Raw genomic sequence first — 18,683 nt, forward strand, 5'->3', positions numbered from 1 at the left:
GATACAAGAGGTTAACCCCTTGAGCGATATGGCGAAAAATCTAATACTCTGGCTGGTTATTGCAGTTGTGCTAATGTCAGTATTTCAGAGCTTTAATGGCGGCGATCAAGTTGATCGTCAAACAAGTTACACTCAATTTGTAAAAGACGTGCGTAGCGGCTCTTTACAAGAAGTTATTATTGACCGTGGAACGGGTAATATTACAGGTACTAAAAGCAGTGGTGAACGTTTTCAAACCACAATGCCAATGTACGATGAAGATTTAATTAATGATTTACTTAAAAACGATGTAAATGTGAAAGGCGTTCAGCCTGAAGAACAATCGTTTTTAGCAAGTATTTTTATCTCTTGGTTCCCAATGTTGCTGCTTATAGGTGTATGGATATTCTTCATGCGTCAAATGCAAGGCGGTGGCGGTAAAGGCGCAATGTCGTTTGGTAAAAGCAAAGCGCGCCTGATGAGCGAAGACCAAGTTAAAACAACTTTTGCTGATGTAGCAGGTTGTGATGAAGCAAAAGACGACGTAACAGAGTTAGTAGACTTTTTACGTGACCCTTCTAAGTTCCAAAAACTTGGTGGTAGTATTCCTAAGGGCGTACTAATGGTGGGTCCTCCTGGTACGGGTAAAACATTACTTGCTAAAGCCGTAGCCGGTGAAGCAAAAGTACCGTTTTTCACCATTTCAGGTTCTGACTTTGTTGAAATGTTTGTTGGTGTGGGCGCATCGCGTGTACGTGACATGTTTGAGCAAGCTAAAAAGGCTGCACCCTGTATTATCTTTATAGATGAGATTGATGCTGTAGGTCGTAAGCGTGGCGCTGGCATGGGCGGTGGACACGACGAACGTGAACAAACACTAAACCAAATGCTAGTAGAAATGGATGGTTTTGAAGGTAACGAAGGTATTATCGTTATAGCGGCAACTAACCGCCCTGACGTACTAGACCCTGCATTACTACGTCCTGGTCGTTTTGACCGTCAAGTAGTGGTTGGCTTGCCTGATATTCGCGGCCGTGAGCAAATTCTTAAAGTACATATGCGTAAAGTGCCATTAGGCGATAACGTAGAAGCGGCAGTTATTGCACGTGGTACGCCTGGTTTCTCTGGTGCTGATTTAGCAAATCTTGTAAACGAAGCCGCACTTTATGCCGCACGTGGTAATAAACGTGTTGTAAGTATGGCTGAATTTGATGCTGCTAAAGATAAAATCATGATGGGTGCAGAGCGCAAGACCATGGTGATGAGTGAGCAAGAGAAAGAAATGACGGCTTACCATGAAGCGGGCCATGCTATTGTTGGCCGTATGGTGCCAGAGCACGACCCAGTTTATAAAGTGTCGATTATTCCACGTGGCCGTGCCCTTGGTGTAACTATGTACTTACCTGAACAGGACCGTGTTAGTCATTCTAAAGAGCTTTTAGAGTCAATGATTTCAAGCCTTTACGGTGGCCGAATTGCTGAAGCACTTATCTATGGCGAAGACAAAGTAACAACGGGTGCGAGTAACGACATTGAGCGTGCAACAGATATTGCACGTAAAATGGTAACGCAGTGGGGCTTGAGTGAAAAACTAGGTCCGTTACTTTACGCTGAAGATCAAAACGAGATGTACATGGGTGGCGGCGGTGGTCGCGCAATGAGCATGTCTGATGAAACAGCTAAAGTAATTGATGCCGAAGTACGCTTATTCTCAGACCGTAATTATCAAAGAGCAGAAGATATATTAAAAGAAAATATTGATATTCTTCATGCGATGAAAGATGCATTAATGAAATACGAAACAATTGATGCTAAACAAATTGATGATTTAATGGCGCGTCAGCCTGTGCGTGAACCACGTGATGCACACGACCGTTTAGACGATAAGCCAACTAAAACAGTTGCACCTCAAGAAAAGCCGGTTGATGAAAGCCAAAAACCGGATGATTCATCGAAAAAAGATGAAACAAACCTTGATGATAAAGCTGAATAATCGTTAAAATAATACTTTAAAAGCCCCGTACTTCGGGGCTTTTTTGTATCAAATAACTAAAAGGTTGGCGATGACTAACATAATAAACCTTCCCCGTGGGCGTAAACTTAATTTAGAAAAACCATGTGTGATGGGTATTTTAAATGTGACCCCAGATTCATTTTCTGATGGTGGAAAGTTTTTAGATACAGCGCACGCGGTGCAACAGGCAATGCAGTTGTTAGACGAGGGTGCAACTATCATTGATATTGGCGGGGAGTCTACACGTCCAGGCGCGCCAGATGTTAATTTAGACGATGAACTTAATCGTGTGATACCTGCAATAAAAGCCATTAGAGCTAAAAGTGACTGCGTTATATCGGTAGATACCAGTAAAGCGCAGGTCATGGAGCAGGCGATTTTAGCAGGTGCTGATATAGTTAACGACGTACGTGCATTACAAGAGCCCCACACCCTTAGCACACTCGTTAAGTATCCCGATGTAGCAATTTGTTTAATGCATATGCAAGGGCAGCCAAGGACAATGCAAAGTGAACCCACTTATACTGACTTGCTAGCGCAAATTAACCTCTTTTTTGAGCAGCGCATAAGCGCATGCGAAACAGCGGGTATTAAGGTGGAGCAACTTATCCTCGACCCAGGTTTTGGCTTTGGCAAAACCCTAGAGCATAATTTTGAAATACTTGCTAAATTTAATGCATTTAATAAGTTTGAACTACCGCTTTTAGCGGGTCTTTCACGCAAGTCGATGATAGGCAATTTGCTAAACAGAAAAACAGATGAGCGATTAGCGGGCAGCTTAGCCGGTGCGCTAATTGCCGCGCAAAATGGCGCAAAAATTATTCGTGTACACGATGTAAAAGAAACAGCAGATGTGCTTGGTGTACTCCAAGCTTGCGAAAAAGGAGCTTTATAATGAGCGAAAGAAAATATTTTGGTACCGATGGGGTGCGTGGTTTAGTGGGCACAGCTCCAATTAACCCTGAGTTTGCAATGAAATTAGGCTGGGCCGCAGGTCGAGTTTTGTCTCTAAGTGGAACAAAAAAAGTAATTATAGGTAAAGATACCCGTATCTCGGGTTACATGTTAGAAACCGCGCTTGAAGCTGGTTTAATTGCCGCAGGAATAGATGTCGTACTGCTTGGGCCAATGCCAACGCCCGCTGTAGCATATTTGGCGCAAACGTTTAGAGCCGAAGCAGGTATTGTAATTAGTGCATCGCATAACCCTTATTACGATAACGGGATTAAGTTTTTTAATGGCCAAGGCTTGAAACTGGATGACGACGTTGAGCTACAAATTGAAGCGATGCTTGATGAACCAATGACCTGTGTTGCCTCAGATAAACTTGGTAAAGCCTCGCGCTTAGTAAGTGCTGATGGGCGCTATATTGAATTTTGTAAAAGCCAATTTCCACAAGGCTTATCACTTGAAGGTTTAAAAGTTGTACTAGATTGTGCCAATGGCGCAACCTACCATATTGCACCGTCGGTAATGCGTGAGCTAGGCGCTGAAGTGATTACTCATGCATGTGAGCCTAATGGGGTGAACATAAACCATGAATGTGGTGCTACACACGTTGATACGTTAAAGCGCAAAGTGCTAGAGCATAAAGCTGATGTGGGTATTGCTTACGATGGTGATGGTGATCGCGTAATGATGGTTGATCACAACGGTCGCGTATTTGACGGTGATGACTTAGTTTACATTATTGCCTGCCAAGCGGCTGAAGATCATATGCTAGGTGGTGGTGTTGTTGGCACGGTTATGTCGAACATGGGGCTTGAAAATGCATTAAAAGCAAAAGGAATTGAATTCGCGCGCAGTAAAGTTGGTGACCGTTATGTAATGGAAATGCTGCAGCAAAAAGGGTGGAGAATTGGCGGTGAAAGCTCAGGCCATGTATTAAACCTCGATTTAATCACCACGGGCGATGGTATCATTTCAAGCCTTCAGGTATTGGCTGCAATGGTGGCTCAAAATCGCACATTACAAGATTTAGGGGCTGGTTTTACAAAGTACCCAATGAAAATGATTAATGTACGTTACACACCTGGCACAGACCCTACACAAGCACCAGAAGTACAAGATGCAGTTGCGCAAGTAGAGCAAGCTTTAGGCGAAAAAGGCCGTGTTTTACTGCGTAAATCAGGCACTGAACCGGTAGTACGTGTTATGGTTGAAGCCGAACAAGAAAAAATAGTCTTAGACAGTGCGCAAAAAATTGCAGCAGTTGTCGAATCTATGAGCAAATAAACTGATTGAGAACAATAACCTCTTGTAACTTAGGGCGAGAAAAGTTAATATCTCGCCCGCTTTCTAATCTGGAGTGGAAAATGGCAATACGTAAGGCAATGGTCGCAGGCAACTGGAAAATGAATGGCTCTTTAGAGCTTGTCACTCAACTGTCTGATGCCATTAACAGTGTTAAATCAAATGAGATAGACATTGTTTTATTTCCTCCATTTCCATTAGTATCAGCACTGGTTGACAGTGGTGTTACCACGGGTACCCAAACGCTAAGTGAAAATACCCCAGGCGCCTTTACCGGTGAAGTGGATGCTCAGCTTATTAAAGATTTAGGTGCTAAGTACGTACTCGTAGGTCATTCAGAGCGACGCAGTATTTACAAAGAAAGCAATGCAACCGTAGCCGCAAAATTTGCCCGTGCACAGCAAGTAGGACTAACACCTATCTTGTGTATAGGTGAAAGCGAGAGCGAACAAGAAAACGGTCAAACCGAACATGTGGTTGCTGCACAAATTGATGCAGTAATTGAGAAATTAGGTGTAGCAGCACTGAAAGATTCTGTGATAGCATACGAGCCCGTTTGGGCCATAGGCACAGGTAAGACTGCATCGCCAGAACAGGCACAAGCTGTTCATAAATTTATCCGTGACAAAATTGCATCATTAGATAGCGATTTAGCACAAGGGCTTACCATCTTGTATGGTGGTAGCGTTAACGAAAAAAATAGCGAATTATTATTTGCACAACCAGATATAGACGGCGGCCTTATTGGCGGTGCTAGTCTAAAAGCAGATTCGTTCACTGCAATCTGTAACAGTGCAAAAGGGACCGTATAAGATGTACGAAATTTTATTAGTAGTTTATTTAGTTGTTGCTTTAGCTTTAGTTGGTATGGTTTTAATCCAGCAAGGTAAAGGCGCAGACATGGGTTCTTCATTTGGTGCCGGTGCTTCGGGCACAGTTTTTGGCTCATCAGGTGCAGGTAACTTCATGACCAAAACAACAACAAGCTTAGCAACAGTGTTTTTTGTTTTAAGTATTGTGTTAGGTAACTTAACTGCCGGTCAAATTAAAAAGACCGATGAGTGGGAAAACCTTGAAGCAGCACCTGCAGTAGAAACTGTAGCGCCAGCAGAAGAAGACGTACCTGTTACTCAACAGCAGAGCTCTGACGTACCAAACTAATTTAGCGTAAAGATAACGTTAAACGACTTATACTCACTCCTCAAGTAAGTCAATAAGTTTAACACCTAAGCGAAAGCTTAAAAAATGCGGATGTGGTGGAATTGGTAGACACGCTACCTTGAGGGGGTAGTGCTTTCGGGCGTGGGGGTTCAAGTCCCCCCATCCGCACCAAATTATAAAACCAGTAGCAGCAATGTTACTGGTTTTTTTATGGGAAATTTTCAATTTGCTCACTTATTAATCGCTTGATCCTTTTTGCGTTTATTAGTTGTTTAAAACTCGCTGTATTTGTAAAAAAAACTAGAAATATTACAAATTTAGTTAACACTTATAGGTAATAAGCCGATAATAGATATAGACAACAAAATAAGGTATACACAATGGCTTCAGGCTTCTCTTTTCAAAACCTCAGCATAAGTAAAAAAATACATGCGATTACCAGCATTGCGGTTGTAGCATTTTTAGCAATCGTTTTGATTAATTACTTTGCAATGAATGACAATAGAATCGCACTTGATGAAATGGAAAAGTCTTCATATCAGGTTGTTAAGTTAACATCAGCAAATGTAAGTCTTTTAGAAAAGCTCGATGAGCTTTATACGCAAGCAGTTACATTTGGTGAGCAGGAGTTAGTAGAGAAAGCGGCTGACACATACAATGCACTAAGCAACAACATAAATGCGGTTGAGCAAATAAACGCTTCGTATATTCATAGTGACACGAAAGTTCAGTTAGCAAATTACGAAAAAATATCAGCCAGTATTGCCAATGGCATGGTAAATGGAACCGCTGACTTCAGTAAAATTCAGCAACAAGCACAAAGAAAAACAGCACTGTATAATGATGTGCTTGAAAAGTTTAAAACCGCTCAAGCAAAAGCGGACGATCGCTTTTTTGAGTTAGTTGCAAGTACTAAAGAGCGTTCTGATCACGCACTGACACTTATGTTGGTAGTATCTATTGTTTCGTTAATTTTACTGCTATTTATGGCTATTTGGATTGCTAAACGTATTGCTGCCTCTGCAAGTGATGCCGCTAATAACCTGAGTCTACTCGCAAACGGTAAAGGGTCGCTGAGCACTAATCTGAGCGTTAATTCAGAGGATGAAATTGGTCAAGTATCAATTAACTTCAACTCCTTCATCGCTTTGCTGAAAAAAACAGTACTTGAAGTAATCGCGGTATGTGAGCCACTAATGGAGAACTCAACTCGCTTAGTGCAAGGTATGGAGCAGGCTGAACGCGCTACCACAAAGCAAACAACAGAGGCTGAGGTGGTTAAACAGTCTATGGAAGAGATGAAGCAAAGCGTGGGGGATATTTCTCAATCGGCGGCAAGTGCATCAAATGCAGCGCAAACAGCAGAAAAAGAGGTAGAACAAAGCAGAACTCAAGTTCAAATGTCAGTCACCGCCTCACGTACGTTAAGTGATGAAATAAATCAAGCCGCCTCAACTATCAATAAGTTAGCTGATGATACAAAAAATGTGTCTCAAATTCTTAATGTGATCACATCTATTGCTGAGCAAACTAATTTATTAGCTTTAAATGCTGCTATAGAAGCGGCCCGTGCAGGTGAGCATGGTAGAGGCTTTGCCGTGGTTGCGGATGAAGTAAGAGAGCTTGCATCACGTACAGCACATTCAACGAATGAAATTCGAGAGTTACTAAGCACCTTGACTGAGGCTGCAAATGAGTCTGTGACGGCGATGACATCAGCGCGAGATATGGCCACAGATAACGCAACAGCCGCAGAGAAAACTGGCGTTTCGATAGAAAAAATTGCAGAGCAAATGTTAGAAATAAATGGTATGAACTCACAAATCGCCGCTGCAACAGAAGAGCAAACATCGGTTGCTGCGATGGTGGTAGAAAATGTGACGAATATGCATGAATCGTTTGAAGACACCATGGACTCACTCGCGGCGGTAAGGGATGTAGCGAAAAACCTACACTACCTTTCAGATAACCTTTTAGATGCCACCGCGAAGTTTAAAATTGAGTAATATTAACCCGTAATAATACTTAATCATTTTAGAGGCTAAGCTAGGCGGTAGCTGCATTAAAAAATCGTTATTTAGAGCAACTAAATAACGTTTTTTTTGCCTAGCTATCTACACACTTTGCCTGCCTCTCAATTGCTCATTTATTTAAGGGTATTAGTATAAAGCCGTAATATTTTGATATAAAAAAACCACCTAATCGATGGTTTTTTTTATATCTAGCTACCGCGCTTAAAACGTAGCAACTACCTTAACTTTATCTGTTGCCTTACTGCTGTCTATATAACCAATTGAGTCGCCATTACTAGCAACAAAATCAATAACAGCTTGGTCAGAATCAAATTTCTCTGGTGGTGTACCTTTACCGGTAAAAACAAGTTTTGACCAATAGGCATTTAATTGGCTACTTGATTTACCAACTACTTTAGAATTGAATTCATCTGCAACAGCGGTACCATTTTGAGTAGCTGGGTTCACTTTATTACCGTTAGCAAATGACTTTGCTTTTCCTAGGTAAATCTTTTTAATAGTATCGGCATCAAGTGCACTTGCATTGCTAGGGTTTACTATTACCGCAACTTCAGCATAGGCGCTAAACGCACATACCGACAGTACACTGGCTAGGATTAATTTTTTCATATTTCGCTCCAATTAGAATACTAAGTCAACGCCGACAGCTACTACATCAGTTTCAATGTTTGTTATGTCGTCATCTAAGCGACTAAAGTCGATTTTAAATGCAGCTGATGGGTGGAAGTCATAACGGGCGCCGATGGTGTAAACATTACTTTTTGCTTTAGAGCCTTCTAATGCTGAATTTATACCTGCATTTAATTGCGGCACAGCTGTAAGTGAATCATAACGGTTGTTATCGTGTTTATCGTCGTTGTTTTCATAGGTAACGTGAACAAGCCACTCATCCATACGATAGCCTAGAGAGGTATAGTATTGAGTTTGCTCAGCTAAAGCACTGTTATCGACTTCAAACTGAGTATACTCTGCATCAAATAAAATATTGTTGTAGTCAATTGAAAAGCCAAGTGCGAAAAATGCCCCATCGTCTTCATTTACAGCAATGCTATCAGCTTGATCTGTGAAACCCGAGCTGCGAAGAGTTGCCTCTAGGCCATTAAGGGCGATACCAGCATCAGTATCATTTTCAATGTCAATGGTGGTCTCTGCCACAAAATAGGCAACACGTGCGCTAAACCAATCGTAACTAAGTGACCAGTTAAGACCAACGATATCATTAAGCTCAGTTTCACCATTGACTGACACTACTGCAATATTATCTTCAAAGCTACCATATATGACTTGAAGAGTTGAGTCCCAATCACCGATTTGTGATGTATATAGTAAGCTCAACCCTTCGTAAGTAGAAAATGGTAAATTGTAAACCGATTGAGGAGGGCGAACCCAGCGGTAAGTGTAACCTACATCTAGAAAGTCAGAGTATTTGTAAAATGGCGCACGCATTTTACCAGCGCTGAGTTGTAATTCATCACTAAACTCATAAGTTAAATACGCCCACTCAAAATCGGCATCAAAATCATTCTCGCCGCGAGCCACAATTTGCGCTGTTGCGCTGAGCTTTTCCTGAAGATCGGCAGATAGTTGTAATGCAAATACACTCTCATTTTTAAATGAGATATCGTCATCATATCCGTATAAAGTTTGATCACTGTCTAGACTTTTACCACCCACTATAGATGCAAAGCCATTTATACGAACTTCAGCACTCGTGTAACTAGATGCAAGTGCGGCACATATTGCTACTGCTACAGATAGCTTTTTCATATGTATTTCCTATTTGTTATTTAGATGTTGATTTCATGGGGATTATAGAAGTGATTTTAGTTTTTATCTAATAATTTTAGCTAGTTAGTAAAAAAAGAAGTGAGCATTTAGTTTATATTGAAGTTTACAATTGTTAATTTTGAGGTTTTAGTAATCAAAGTTGTTGATTTAATTAAAGTTAAAAATTATTTGAATTTATTAAAGTTGTTTATCTAATAATTTATAAAATAGTAATTACTGTTTAATTAATTGTTTATCTCTTATTTATCTTACGTTTTGCTTGTTTATAAACATTAAACATAGCGTTAAAGCGGACTTTAAGAGAGTGATAATAATAAAGAGGCTACCTTTATCGATTACGAGTCACTTAAATGTTTATACCAAAAGGTATGCTTAGCTACAGTGTATTTAGTCTTACCCTTTGTTTTGTAATCAAATAACAACTTCCTAAACCTGAATTTTAGCTTAACATTACCACTGTATTAGCAAGGTAGTTCAAAGGAAGTGACAGTGATGAAGAGGCTAGCATGGTTAGTATTATGTTGCTTTGCATCCTATGCATATAGTAACGATGAAGTAAGTATTACATTGGTGGGGCATATTTCTCCGGTGTGTGAATTTACCTCACAAAATAATAACCTAGAGTTTTCTTCTGATGGCGTTGCTAATACAACATTAGAGATAAACTGTAATTCGCCAATGCGAATATCAATGCAGTCACTTAATGGCGGTTTGAGTCATGAGCAAAGCAGTAGAATAAGTTCATATAATATTAACTGGAAGTTGGAAGGTGCCAACAACAATGTGTCTGTATCGGCACAGGCAACCAAATCGACATATAGTTTTAATATTAATGATATTTTATTTGATAGCATTGCTGAGATTCAGTTAACTCTAGATGAGCCCTTGATATATGCAGGAAGCTACCAGGATGTGATCCGCATAGAAATGACACCATCAGTAGTATCGGGTGGCGTGCTTTAAACGCACATTTATTAAACATAACAAACTATATGTCACATGGATAAGGAATATAACAATGAATAAACTAATCGTAATTTCAGCAATCGCAGCACTATCTTCAGGTTCAGCACTAGCAGAAAACTTAAATGTAGGTGGTGCCGTTGAGTCTGTATGTGAAGTAAGCAATATTGCAACAACACACTACTTTCCAGCTCTTGCGTTGGGGAATACAAAAACAGTTAATTTTGACTTGAAATGTAATGATGTGGATGGTGCAACACTTACTTTAACTACTTCTGAGGGACACCTTCAAAACGCTGATCACGAAGACAGAGGTGTAGGATACACTGCTCATTTAACAGCAGGTCCTTATGATTTTACTTTGTCAGCTGAAGATGGAACGAATGATCAGAGTGCTTTTCAAAGCAATGGTGGAAGTAACACATTAGCAACGACAGGCGTAACAGGAATGATTGACCTAGAAGTTACTCAGACTCCTGTATATGCAGGTACGTATGCAGATACTTTAATGCTAACTGTAACAGCAAACTAAAGTTAAATAGAAAAGGCAGTGACTATGCACTGCCTTTATTCAGGAGGGAATTCTATGCATATTTTACTTATCTTTATATTTTGTTTGCTTTCATTTTCAGTCAATGCCTTTCAAGTGAGACCTATGGTAGCCGATCTCAGCTCTCAAGGTAGTCAGTCGCAGCAAACACTTCGAATAATAAACCCATCAGATAAACCCTTAACTATTGATGTTTCTGCTTTTAATATGAGTATAAGTGATAATGGCGTTGAGTCTTTAGAGGTAAACGAAGAAGACTTCTTAATTATTCCTATGACAACGATTATCCCACCGGGAAATAGTCAATCGGTAATCGTTCGATATATTGGGGAGCCCATTATTAACCACTCTAAGTCTTATCGAATTACCGTAGAACAAGTGTCAGTTAACTTGAATGATAATGCCCAATCTGGTGTTGGTATGTCACTTAGTTTTAGAACGCTATTTAACGTTGTTCCCGATAATGCTAAAGCTAACCTAATAATTAAAGAAAAAAAACAATTAGCAGAAAATCAATGGGGTGTGTCGTTAGAAAACCAAGGGAACAAATATGTACGCCTTTCAAAAGGTCAGTGGAATATTAAATCTAAGGGTAAAGTATTAACTTTAGAAGGAATGGATCTGAGTAGAGCCCTATCAGGTAAAATTTTACTTCCAAATTCAAAAAGCAATATTTCAATTTCAATACCAAAAGAGTTTCAAGCTGCTGATAGTGAGTTAGAGGTTATATTCTAATGTTTTGTGTTCAGTGGCTCTCCCGATGTTTAATGATACTAATATGTAGTATTTTTATATCGGTAGAGGCTCTGGAAGTAACACCTATGGTGATTACATTATCTCCGGAGAAGCCTTCAAAAATACCTTCCAGTCTAATTTACAATCAACTGCCTAGAGAGATTGCATTTGACATTGAAATATATGAAATCGATTTTTCTACACCGAGTCCTTCTTTAATTAAGCTGGAAGATTCTCCATTATGGGTATTTCCTCCCTCACTATTTTTACAAGAAGGGCAAGGTCAGAGGATTCAATTTAGATGGATTGGACAGAGGCTCCCACTGCAGGATAAGAGTTATCAGGTCAGTTTAATAGAGCAGCCGTTAGCTTCTAATATCGGAAGTGGTACCTCGCAACTAAAAATATTAATGAATGTAAATTTAGTTGTTCACGTAGACAGGGATATATATTTACCTAACTTAAAAATACTGACTTCTAGAATAGAAAGTGGGGAGGTTTTAGCCCAAGTCAAAAATGAAGGAGAGGGGGCTGCGCGGCTCAGTGACTATAAAATTAAAGTAACTACAAATAAATCCGTTGTAACTACTTTTGAAAAACAAGCTTTATTGGAGAAGGGGTACGATGTTTTTTTTGCGCCTTATGCCACACAGACCATAAAAGTTAAGCTACCTGAACATATTGAAAGCCGTGAGGTAGAGTATTTAAGTTTAGATCTGGTGCAATGAAAACTTTAGCAGTGTTCCTCTTTGCTGTATTTTTTTTACCACTTAGCGTGTTAGCAAAAATAAACCCTTCTAGTAGGACAATTGAACTTAATGTGTCAGTTCAATTAAATAAAAGCCCTATAGGTCAAGTCTCCCTTAAAGTTGATAAAAATGATGCCCTTTTTTTAAAGTGGGACGAATTAGAGCCACACCTTCGCGAAATTTTACTTGAAGAAAAAGAGAGGGAGCTATTTAAGGTATTAAAAGGCAATACTTTAGCGGTAACTTCATTAAGGGAACTAGGTTTTAGTGTTGTGTTTGATATGAGTGATTTTAGTTTGGACGTTGTTGTTCCCGTAGAATTAACCCGCCCGCAAAAATTAAGTGCGCAAATGCAAAGGAAAAGGTTGAAGGCTATTGAACCAGCCAATGCGAGTGGGTTTGTTAACGCATATGCAAGCTACGTTCACCAAGATGATAAGGAGCAACAGCAAGTTCAAGAGCAATACGCATTACGATCCGAAATTGTAGCGAGTTGGCAAGGCTGGGTGGTAGAAAATGAATTCGAATATAATAAAATATCGCAGCCAGCCTCATCAAGTTTTAAGCGGCGAGGAACTCGGCTTATTCATGATTTACCAAATTTAGGTATGCGTCTTTCTCTTGGAGACAATTTTAGCTCTGGTGGCTACTTCCAGAACTCTTCTCGTTTGTTAGGCTTTTCAATAGCACATGATTTTTCTCTATTATCAGACAGGCCCATAAGGCCAACTGCTTCACGTAGCTTTACTCTTCAAAGCCCTTCAAGTGTAGAGGTATATGTCGATGAACGAATTATTCAGCGCCTTAATTTGGTTGCGGGTATTTATTCTTTAGATGACATACCTTTGAGCGAAGGCAGCAATAATATCTCTCTAAAAATTACTGATATAGCTGGCGTTGTGCGCTATGTAAACTTTGATGTTGCAACTGGCTTAGATCTATTTGCACAAGGGCAGCTTGAATATGAAATTCACTTAGGCGTTCCTGCTGAGGCTGGCGATAAACTCGAGTATGAACCAGATTCTCCCTTCCTCAGTGCCTATCTGGATTATGGCCTGACCCCAAGTTGGACTGCAGGGGTTACAGCGCAGGGAGATAAATATGCGCAACAAATTGGCTTTAAACAAATCTATGCAGCTCAAATAGGCCAACTGGCATTTGAGGGCGCATTTAGCTTCGCGGAACGCCAAGGATACGCTTACCGTACTGTTTATAGTAGCTATAATATGAGCAACTTAGGAAGTGAGCTAACGCTCGGTTATGAATACAGTTCAAAAGACTTTACAGCTTTAGGTTTTAGGTCTCAAGATACGTTTAATAACCGCTATAGAGAACACTATGCACAGGCGAGTTATAGTTATTATGTTAACGATAGAACGTTAGCCTCTTTTTTTACAAATATTTCCCGAGATCATCAAAGTGTTCAATTTGATAAATCGCTGGGAGTCAATTTCTCAGGCGACTTGGTAAATAGTCAGTGGAGATATACTGCAGGGGCGCAATGGGATGAGTTAAAAGGTGAGCGAGAGTGGGGTATAAATTTATCATTTACCTATAAATTTAATAATCAGCATAGAGTTAAACTATCCCACCAGTCTAGACGTGATAAAACGAGACTAGAATTTACTCAAGACAGTAATCAGCGTTTTGTCGGTGCTTTGAACTTTCGAGCTGGTTTAGAGAGCAACGAATTAAATAAAACTATCTTTGATTTAAACATGCAATATAACGCAAACCGTTTTGCTGCTAACCTTGAACATGCAAGTTTTTATAAAGATTTAAATGCTCGTTCTGCTTATCATCAAAGTCGTGTAAGCCTCTCATCTAGCATAGCTTTTGCAGATGATGCATGGGCATTTGGAAAGCCAATATACGATAGCTTTGCTTTGGTTAACGCCCACAAAAGTTTAGAAAATAAAGTGATTACATTAGGCCGAGTTGAAAATGACTATAGAGCTGATAATAGAGATTTCAAAACTATATTACTTAATGATTTGAGCTCATATGACAATATCAACATTCCTGTTGATATTGATGATCTAGCCCCTGGCTATGATATGGGCTCTGGCATGCTTAGCTTTTACCCTAAATACAAAACTGGACATAAGGCAATAATTGGGACTGCAGCAAATATTTCTGTTATTGCAACTCTTCGAAGTAAGGACGAGAGCCCCTTAGCCTTAATGGTTGGAAAGGCTATTTGTCAAGATAAAGCATCGGCCAAAGAGTATACATTCTTCACAAATAAGCGGGGCCGCTTTGCAATAACTGGCCTTGCTCCTTGTCAGTATAAAGTGACCTTACAAAATAAAGATAGTACTACATTTTTAATAGAGGTTCGTGATGCAGAGCAACTTCAACGAAAAGGGGTTATTTATGTTCATTAAAATTGTGTATTTAGCAATAAGTATATTTTTACTAACTATGGCATATAGAGTTAATGCTCAGTGTGATGCAAGTATTGGGGAAATTGAATATTTGTTTGATGACCTGTCTTTTTATCACGTAAAATCACAAGTCGATGCTGAGAAGACAATTCGAGTAGACACAATAAATACGTCGGATTGTACTTTGTATTTTAGTCTTTCTTCGCAAAACCAAGGATACCTTAAAAGTAACTCTCAATTTATTGACTATCAAATTCGTCTAGAAAATCAGTTGTTAAGTAGGAGCATCAATCAGGTTAAGCTTAACAATAGCAAAGTAGATATCAGGCTAGTGATCCCCGCAGGGACGCCAGTAAAAGCAGGGTATTACACTGATAGGCTTGAGTTGAGACTCTATGATGAAAATAAGCAAACCGTAGATGAAATAGAAATCGAGATTGAAACTAATATTCAACCCCGAACTAGTTTATCTTTATTAGGTTATAACACTTTTTCTAATACTGTTTATTTGGGAGAATTGAAGCCCGCAGAAAAATACACCATGTTACCTAGCTTACAAATAGTGACTAATACGGATGTTCAACTTAATGTAACCTCAGAGAATAAAAGTCGTTTATTACACTCTATTTTTAGTAATAAATATGGTATTAGCTATACATTGCAGTTAGGCTCAGAAGAAATTAACTTAGTAAAAGCTTCAAGTCTAAACTTTTCGTATTCTGGCCAGACTGAGTTTTACATTCCGCTTAGCATTCAATTGGAGGACTTCACACGTCAAGCCGCTGGAGAGTATTCAGATGTTATTCGTTTTCAAATAAGCCCACTTAATTATTAACTTTACTTAAGTTTTTTTGGCACCAAAGCAATGCTTGTTGTTTGTTTTTTACAGATATTTTTTGATAAATTTTATGTAAATGCACTCTGACAGTGGCTTCACTTATAAATAAGCTATCTGCAATAGCGGTGGAGTGTAGACCGGAGAAAAGCAAGTTTAATACTTTAATTTCTTTACAAGTAAGGTTACTTGATTGCAGGGTGGTTTGCTGTTCAGTGGCTAACATTTGTCTCATCCAGCTGTCAGTGACATCACGGGGAAACCAGAGCTTACCTTGTTCAATAGCTTCAAGGCCTTGTTGAAAAAGGGAGTCATCTGAACTTTCGTAAAAAAGTCCCTTTAAATTAGGCCATTCTTTTAAAGCTAATACGTCACTATTTTTTGGAACATCAAAAATAACTAAGCTTTTATAACCGTTATCTTGCATAAACTTATTGATAAGTTCATAAGTTGTGATTACATTAAGTGCTTGGTAATTAACTAATAAAATGTTGTAGTTAGCTGCTACACAGAAAAGTGAAGTATAGTCTGGACTATTAAAGCACTTTATATAGCGTATTGGAGTATTTTTAATATCCATAATTTCTGTCCGTAGATGCAATAGTAATACTATATTGCTATTTTTGGTTAATATCAATCATAGTGCATAGTTCGATAAGCTATACGAAGCTTTAATTAATGTGCTTTATGGAATAATGGTTCTCTTATATGTAAACATAAAAGGTGCACAAAATTAGAGTGTGTATAACGTGATTACTTTTTAGCAAAAGGCCCATTTTTTTGTGTAGGTTATCCAACAATAATCAAAAGTTATAATTAATTTGTACCTGTATGTTTATTAAATGAAAATTTTTATACATTTCTTCACAAATATGTAATATAATGCCCTTCCAGAGGAAAGATGCTATTAGGCGTCTTTTTTTATGCCCAAAACTTATTGCCCAAGCCAATAAGTTCGCATAACTAAATTATACGGTATCCTTTGGAGAATATTTTGAAACTACGCAAACTCTCACAGTTAAGCCTCGCAATTGTCGCTGCACTAACTACCTCAGTAAATGCTGAAGAAGCTAAAACAACAGCAAAACAAGACGCGTTTGAAAAAATCGAAGTTACAGCTCGTAAACGTACAGAGAGCTTGTTTGAATCTCCAACCGCTATCACATCAATTGGTGCTAACCTAATTGATAAAGCCAATATGAGTAACCTAGAAGATATTGGTAAATACGTTCCAAACTTAAATATCACTCGCTACGGTGTAGGTAATGCGGCGCATGCCTCTGTGTTTATTCGTGGTATTGGTCTACAAGATCACATAATTACAACCGATCCGGGTGTAGGTGTTTATTTAGATGGTGTTTACTTAGGCCGTCAAATGGGGTCAAACTTATCGTTACCAAATGTAGAGCGTGTTGAAGTTCTACGTGGACCACAAGGTACATTATATGGTCGTAATACCTTAGGTGGCGCAGTAAATGTAATTACTAAGCAACCAGGTGATGAAGGGATTGTTTCAACTACAGCTAAAATTGGTAGCCGTGGACGTATTGCTGGCGATGTATACTTTAATAACTCGCTAACAGATGAAGTAAGTATGTCTGCAAGTGCATCATACAAAACGCGCGATGGTGTGGGTGAAGCTGTCAATTTAGCTAACCCAGAAAAAGAAATTGGTGAAGAAGAAGAGTTTAGCGGTCGCGTAGCCCTTAAATGGCAAGCCAATAGCGATTTAGCGTTTACTTTTTCACTTGACGGTGTTGATAACGAGTCGGGTCAATCGCCTTACACTATTGAGTTAACTGAGCCGCTTGATGCAAATGATGTATTTAATGGTGACTTTCCTTTATTAACACAGGATATGATCCCATCTGACCCTGATGATTTAGGCACTACCGTTGCTGGTATTGAATCTACGTCTTACTCAGGGTGGGGTACGTCATTTACTGCTGATTGGGCAATTGATGATACGTACACGGCTAAATTTATTTCAAGTTACCGTACTTCTGAATACGAAGGTGGACTTGATGATGATGCGTCACCTCTTAATTTATCTGAGTTCCCAGAAGAGGGTGGTGCAGACCAATACTCGTTTGAAATTCAACTAAATGCGACTTACGACAATATGGACTTTGTATCAGGCCTTTACTTCTTTAATGAAGATGGCTTTACACGTTCAGGTCCATTTGTCTTTAGCCCATTCAATACACCTAATGGCTTATTAAACGATGGTGTTACACCTTCATTTGGTGGCTATGGCGATTTTGAAATTAACCAAGAAACAAACTCATACGCTGTATATTTTAATACAAGTTACGATTTAACAGATGATTTAAGTATTGGTGGTGGCCTTCGTTACTCAAAAGATGAGAAAGATGCCGATGCGATTTTCCCAACATTTGCTGAACGTAAATACGTAAGTGCAGAGTTTGACGCTGTAACATGGGATGTAAACGCATCATATCAAATCAGCAATAACATGAATGTTTATGGTCAAATTCAAAAAGGTTACCAAACAGGCGGTTTCCCTCCACGTCCATTTGGTGGCCCCGATCAGTTTGTATCGTTTGATGAAACTAAAGCAATTAACTACGAAATGGGCTTAAAAGGCCAAGTACATGAAAATGTATCTATGATGTTGGCTGTATTTGTAACTGATTACACCGACCTTGCTTTACCATTTTCTGACCCTACTGCAGGCGGTGGTTTTGTAACGATTGTTGAAAATGCAGGTGAATCTAAAGCGCAAGGTATTGAGCTTGAAACTACCGTTGCCATTACAGACGATTTCACAATTCGCAGCTCTGTAGGTTACTTAGATTCTGAAATTACAGAAGTAGATGCAGGCGTACAAGGTATTGGTAAAGGTGATTCACCGGCATTAACACCACGTTGGACTGTAATGATTGCCCCTTCTTACTTTATGGATTTAGACAGCGGTGCAACCGTCGCATTTAACGCTAACTACTCTTTCAGAAGCGAAATGCAAGGCCAGTCGGTTTACAATGAAAGCGAGACTATTGATTCGCGTGAATTAGTTGGTTTTAATATTTCTTACACTAACCCTTATGGCGATATGGAAGTAACCTTATACGGTGAAAACGTATTAAATGAGGTTTACGATGTAGGTCGTTTACAGCAGTCAGGTTTTGTTGGTGTAATGCGCAGTAATGACCGTAGCGAGTTTGGTTTAAAATTCAAAAAAGACTTTGAGCTTTAATCACCCGCAATGAGTTAAT

16 protein-coding genes and 1 tRNA gene are annotated in these 18,683 nt (G+C 39.2%); 14 read left to right on the top strand and 3 right to left on the bottom strand.

Annotated features, from left to right (window positions below; all coding sequences use genetic code 11):
• Nucleotides 1-28 precede the first annotated feature (28 nt).
• The 7 genes from ftsH to CWC04_RS02420 all read left to right on the top strand — a co-directional run bounded on the left by ftsH (nt 29) and on the right by CWC04_RS02420 (nt 7,413).
• Nucleotides 29-1,972 carry an ATP-dependent zinc metalloprotease FtsH gene (gene ftsH / locus CWC04_RS02390; protein WP_004587344.1) on the top strand — a complete coding sequence of 648 codons (1,944 nt, stop codon included), beginning with the start codon at nt 29-31 and terminating at the stop codon, nt 1,970-1,972.
• A gap of 70 nt (nt 1,973-2,042) precedes the next feature.
• Nucleotides 2,043-2,888 (top strand): dihydropteroate synthase, encoded by an 846-nt coding sequence (gene folP / locus CWC04_RS02395; protein WP_138684514.1) that lies wholly within the window; start codon nt 2,043-2,045, stop codon nt 2,886-2,888.
• Nucleotides 2,888-4,228, top strand: a complete 1,341-nt coding sequence (gene glmM / locus CWC04_RS02400; RefSeq protein ID WP_096042054.1) for a phosphoglucosamine mutase — start codon at nt 2,888-2,890, stop codon at nt 4,226-4,228. The genes folP and glmM overlap by 1 nt, the downstream gene beginning before the upstream one ends.
• Before the next feature lie 80 nt (nt 4,229-4,308).
• Nucleotides 4,309-5,058 (top strand): triose-phosphate isomerase, encoded by a 750-nt coding sequence (gene tpiA, locus CWC04_RS02405; protein WP_055253015.1) that lies wholly within the window; start codon nt 4,309-4,311, stop codon nt 5,056-5,058.
• 1 nt (nt 5,059) lies between these two features.
• Nucleotides 5,060-5,407 carry a preprotein translocase subunit SecG gene (gene secG / locus CWC04_RS02410; RefSeq protein WP_004587340.1) on the top strand — a complete coding sequence of 116 codons (348 nt, stop codon included), beginning with the start codon at nt 5,060-5,062 and terminating at the stop codon, nt 5,405-5,407.
• Between the two features lie 86 nt (nt 5,408-5,493).
• Nucleotides 5,494-5,578 (top strand) — tRNA-Leu (locus CWC04_RS02415).
• Between the two features lie 209 nt (nt 5,579-5,787).
• On the top strand, nt 5,788-7,413 hold the full coding sequence (locus tag CWC04_RS02420) for a methyl-accepting chemotaxis protein (RefSeq protein WP_024031841.1): 1,626 nt from the start codon (nt 5,788-5,790) through the stop codon (nt 7,411-7,413).
• Between the two features lie 228 nt (nt 7,414-7,641).
• Here the strand turns inward: CWC04_RS02420 and CWC04_RS02425 are convergent, their stop codons facing one another.
• Both CWC04_RS02425 and CWC04_RS02430 read right to left on the bottom strand, forming a co-directional pair.
• The gene (locus CWC04_RS02425; protein ID WP_126006344.1) at nt 7,642-8,049 is read right to left on the bottom strand and encodes a type 2 periplasmic-binding domain-containing protein; all 408 of its coding nucleotides are present in this window, start codon (nt 8,047-8,049) and stop codon (nt 7,642-7,644) included.
• 12 nt (nt 8,050-8,061) lie between these two features.
• Nucleotides 8,062-9,207, bottom strand: a complete 1,146-nt coding sequence (locus CWC04_RS02430; protein WP_138684515.1) for a porin — start codon at nt 9,205-9,207, stop codon at nt 8,062-8,064.
• A gap of 513 nt (nt 9,208-9,720) precedes the next feature.
• Between CWC04_RS02430 and CWC04_RS02435 the strand changes: the two genes are divergently transcribed.
• From CWC04_RS02435 to CWC04_RS02460, 6 genes are all read left to right on the top strand, one after another.
• A complete protein-coding gene (locus tag CWC04_RS02435) occupies nt 9,721-10,191 on the top strand; it encodes a hypothetical protein (RefSeq protein WP_024031844.1) in 471 nt (156 codons plus the stop codon).
• A 55-nt stretch (nt 10,192-10,246) separates the two neighbouring features.
• Nucleotides 10,247-10,723, top strand: coding sequence for a hypothetical protein (locus tag CWC04_RS02440; RefSeq protein WP_024031845.1), 477 nt, complete (start codon nt 10,247-10,249; stop codon nt 10,721-10,723).
• A 54-nt stretch (nt 10,724-10,777) separates the two neighbouring features.
• Nucleotides 10,778-11,476 carry a fimbrial biogenesis chaperone gene (locus tag CWC04_RS02445; protein WP_138684516.1) on the top strand — a complete coding sequence of 233 codons (699 nt, stop codon included), beginning with the start codon at nt 10,778-10,780 and terminating at the stop codon, nt 11,474-11,476.
• A gap of 86 nt (nt 11,477-11,562) precedes the next feature.
• On the top strand, nt 11,563-12,204 hold the full coding sequence (locus CWC04_RS02450) for a fimbrial biogenesis chaperone (protein ID WP_249326018.1): 642 nt from the start codon (nt 11,563-11,565) through the stop codon (nt 12,202-12,204).
• A complete protein-coding gene (locus tag CWC04_RS02455) occupies nt 12,201-14,612 on the top strand; it encodes a fimbria/pilus outer membrane usher protein (protein ID WP_138684517.1) in 2,412 nt (803 codons plus the stop codon). The genes CWC04_RS02450 and CWC04_RS02455 overlap by 4 nt, the downstream gene beginning before the upstream one ends.
• Complete coding sequence (locus tag CWC04_RS02460; protein WP_064386813.1) at nt 14,602-15,447, top strand: hypothetical protein; 846 nt, start codon at nt 14,602-14,604, stop codon at nt 15,445-15,447. The genes CWC04_RS02455 and CWC04_RS02460 overlap by 11 nt, the downstream gene beginning before the upstream one ends.
• Here the strand turns inward: CWC04_RS02460 and CWC04_RS02465 are convergent.
• Nucleotides 15,437-16,027, bottom strand: coding sequence for a LuxR C-terminal-related transcriptional regulator (locus CWC04_RS02465; protein ID WP_029773461.1), 591 nt, complete (start codon nt 16,025-16,027; stop codon nt 15,437-15,439). The two genes, CWC04_RS02460 and CWC04_RS02465, sit on opposite strands and share 11 nt — an antisense overlap.
• 414 nt (nt 16,028-16,441) lie before the next feature.
• Between CWC04_RS02465 and CWC04_RS02470 the strand changes: the two genes are divergently transcribed.
• Nucleotides 16,442-18,664 carry a TonB-dependent receptor gene (locus CWC04_RS02470; protein WP_029773462.1) on the top strand — a complete coding sequence of 741 codons (2,223 nt, stop codon included), beginning with the start codon at nt 16,442-16,444 and terminating at the stop codon, nt 18,662-18,664.
• Nucleotides 18,665-18,683 lie beyond the last annotated feature (19 nt).

The sequence above is a fragment of the Pseudoalteromonas sp. S2893 genome, assembly GCF_005887105.1.
In the GTDB taxonomy this organism is placed as follows: domain Bacteria; phylum Pseudomonadota; class Gammaproteobacteria; order Enterobacterales; family Alteromonadaceae; genus Pseudoalteromonas; species Pseudoalteromonas atlantica.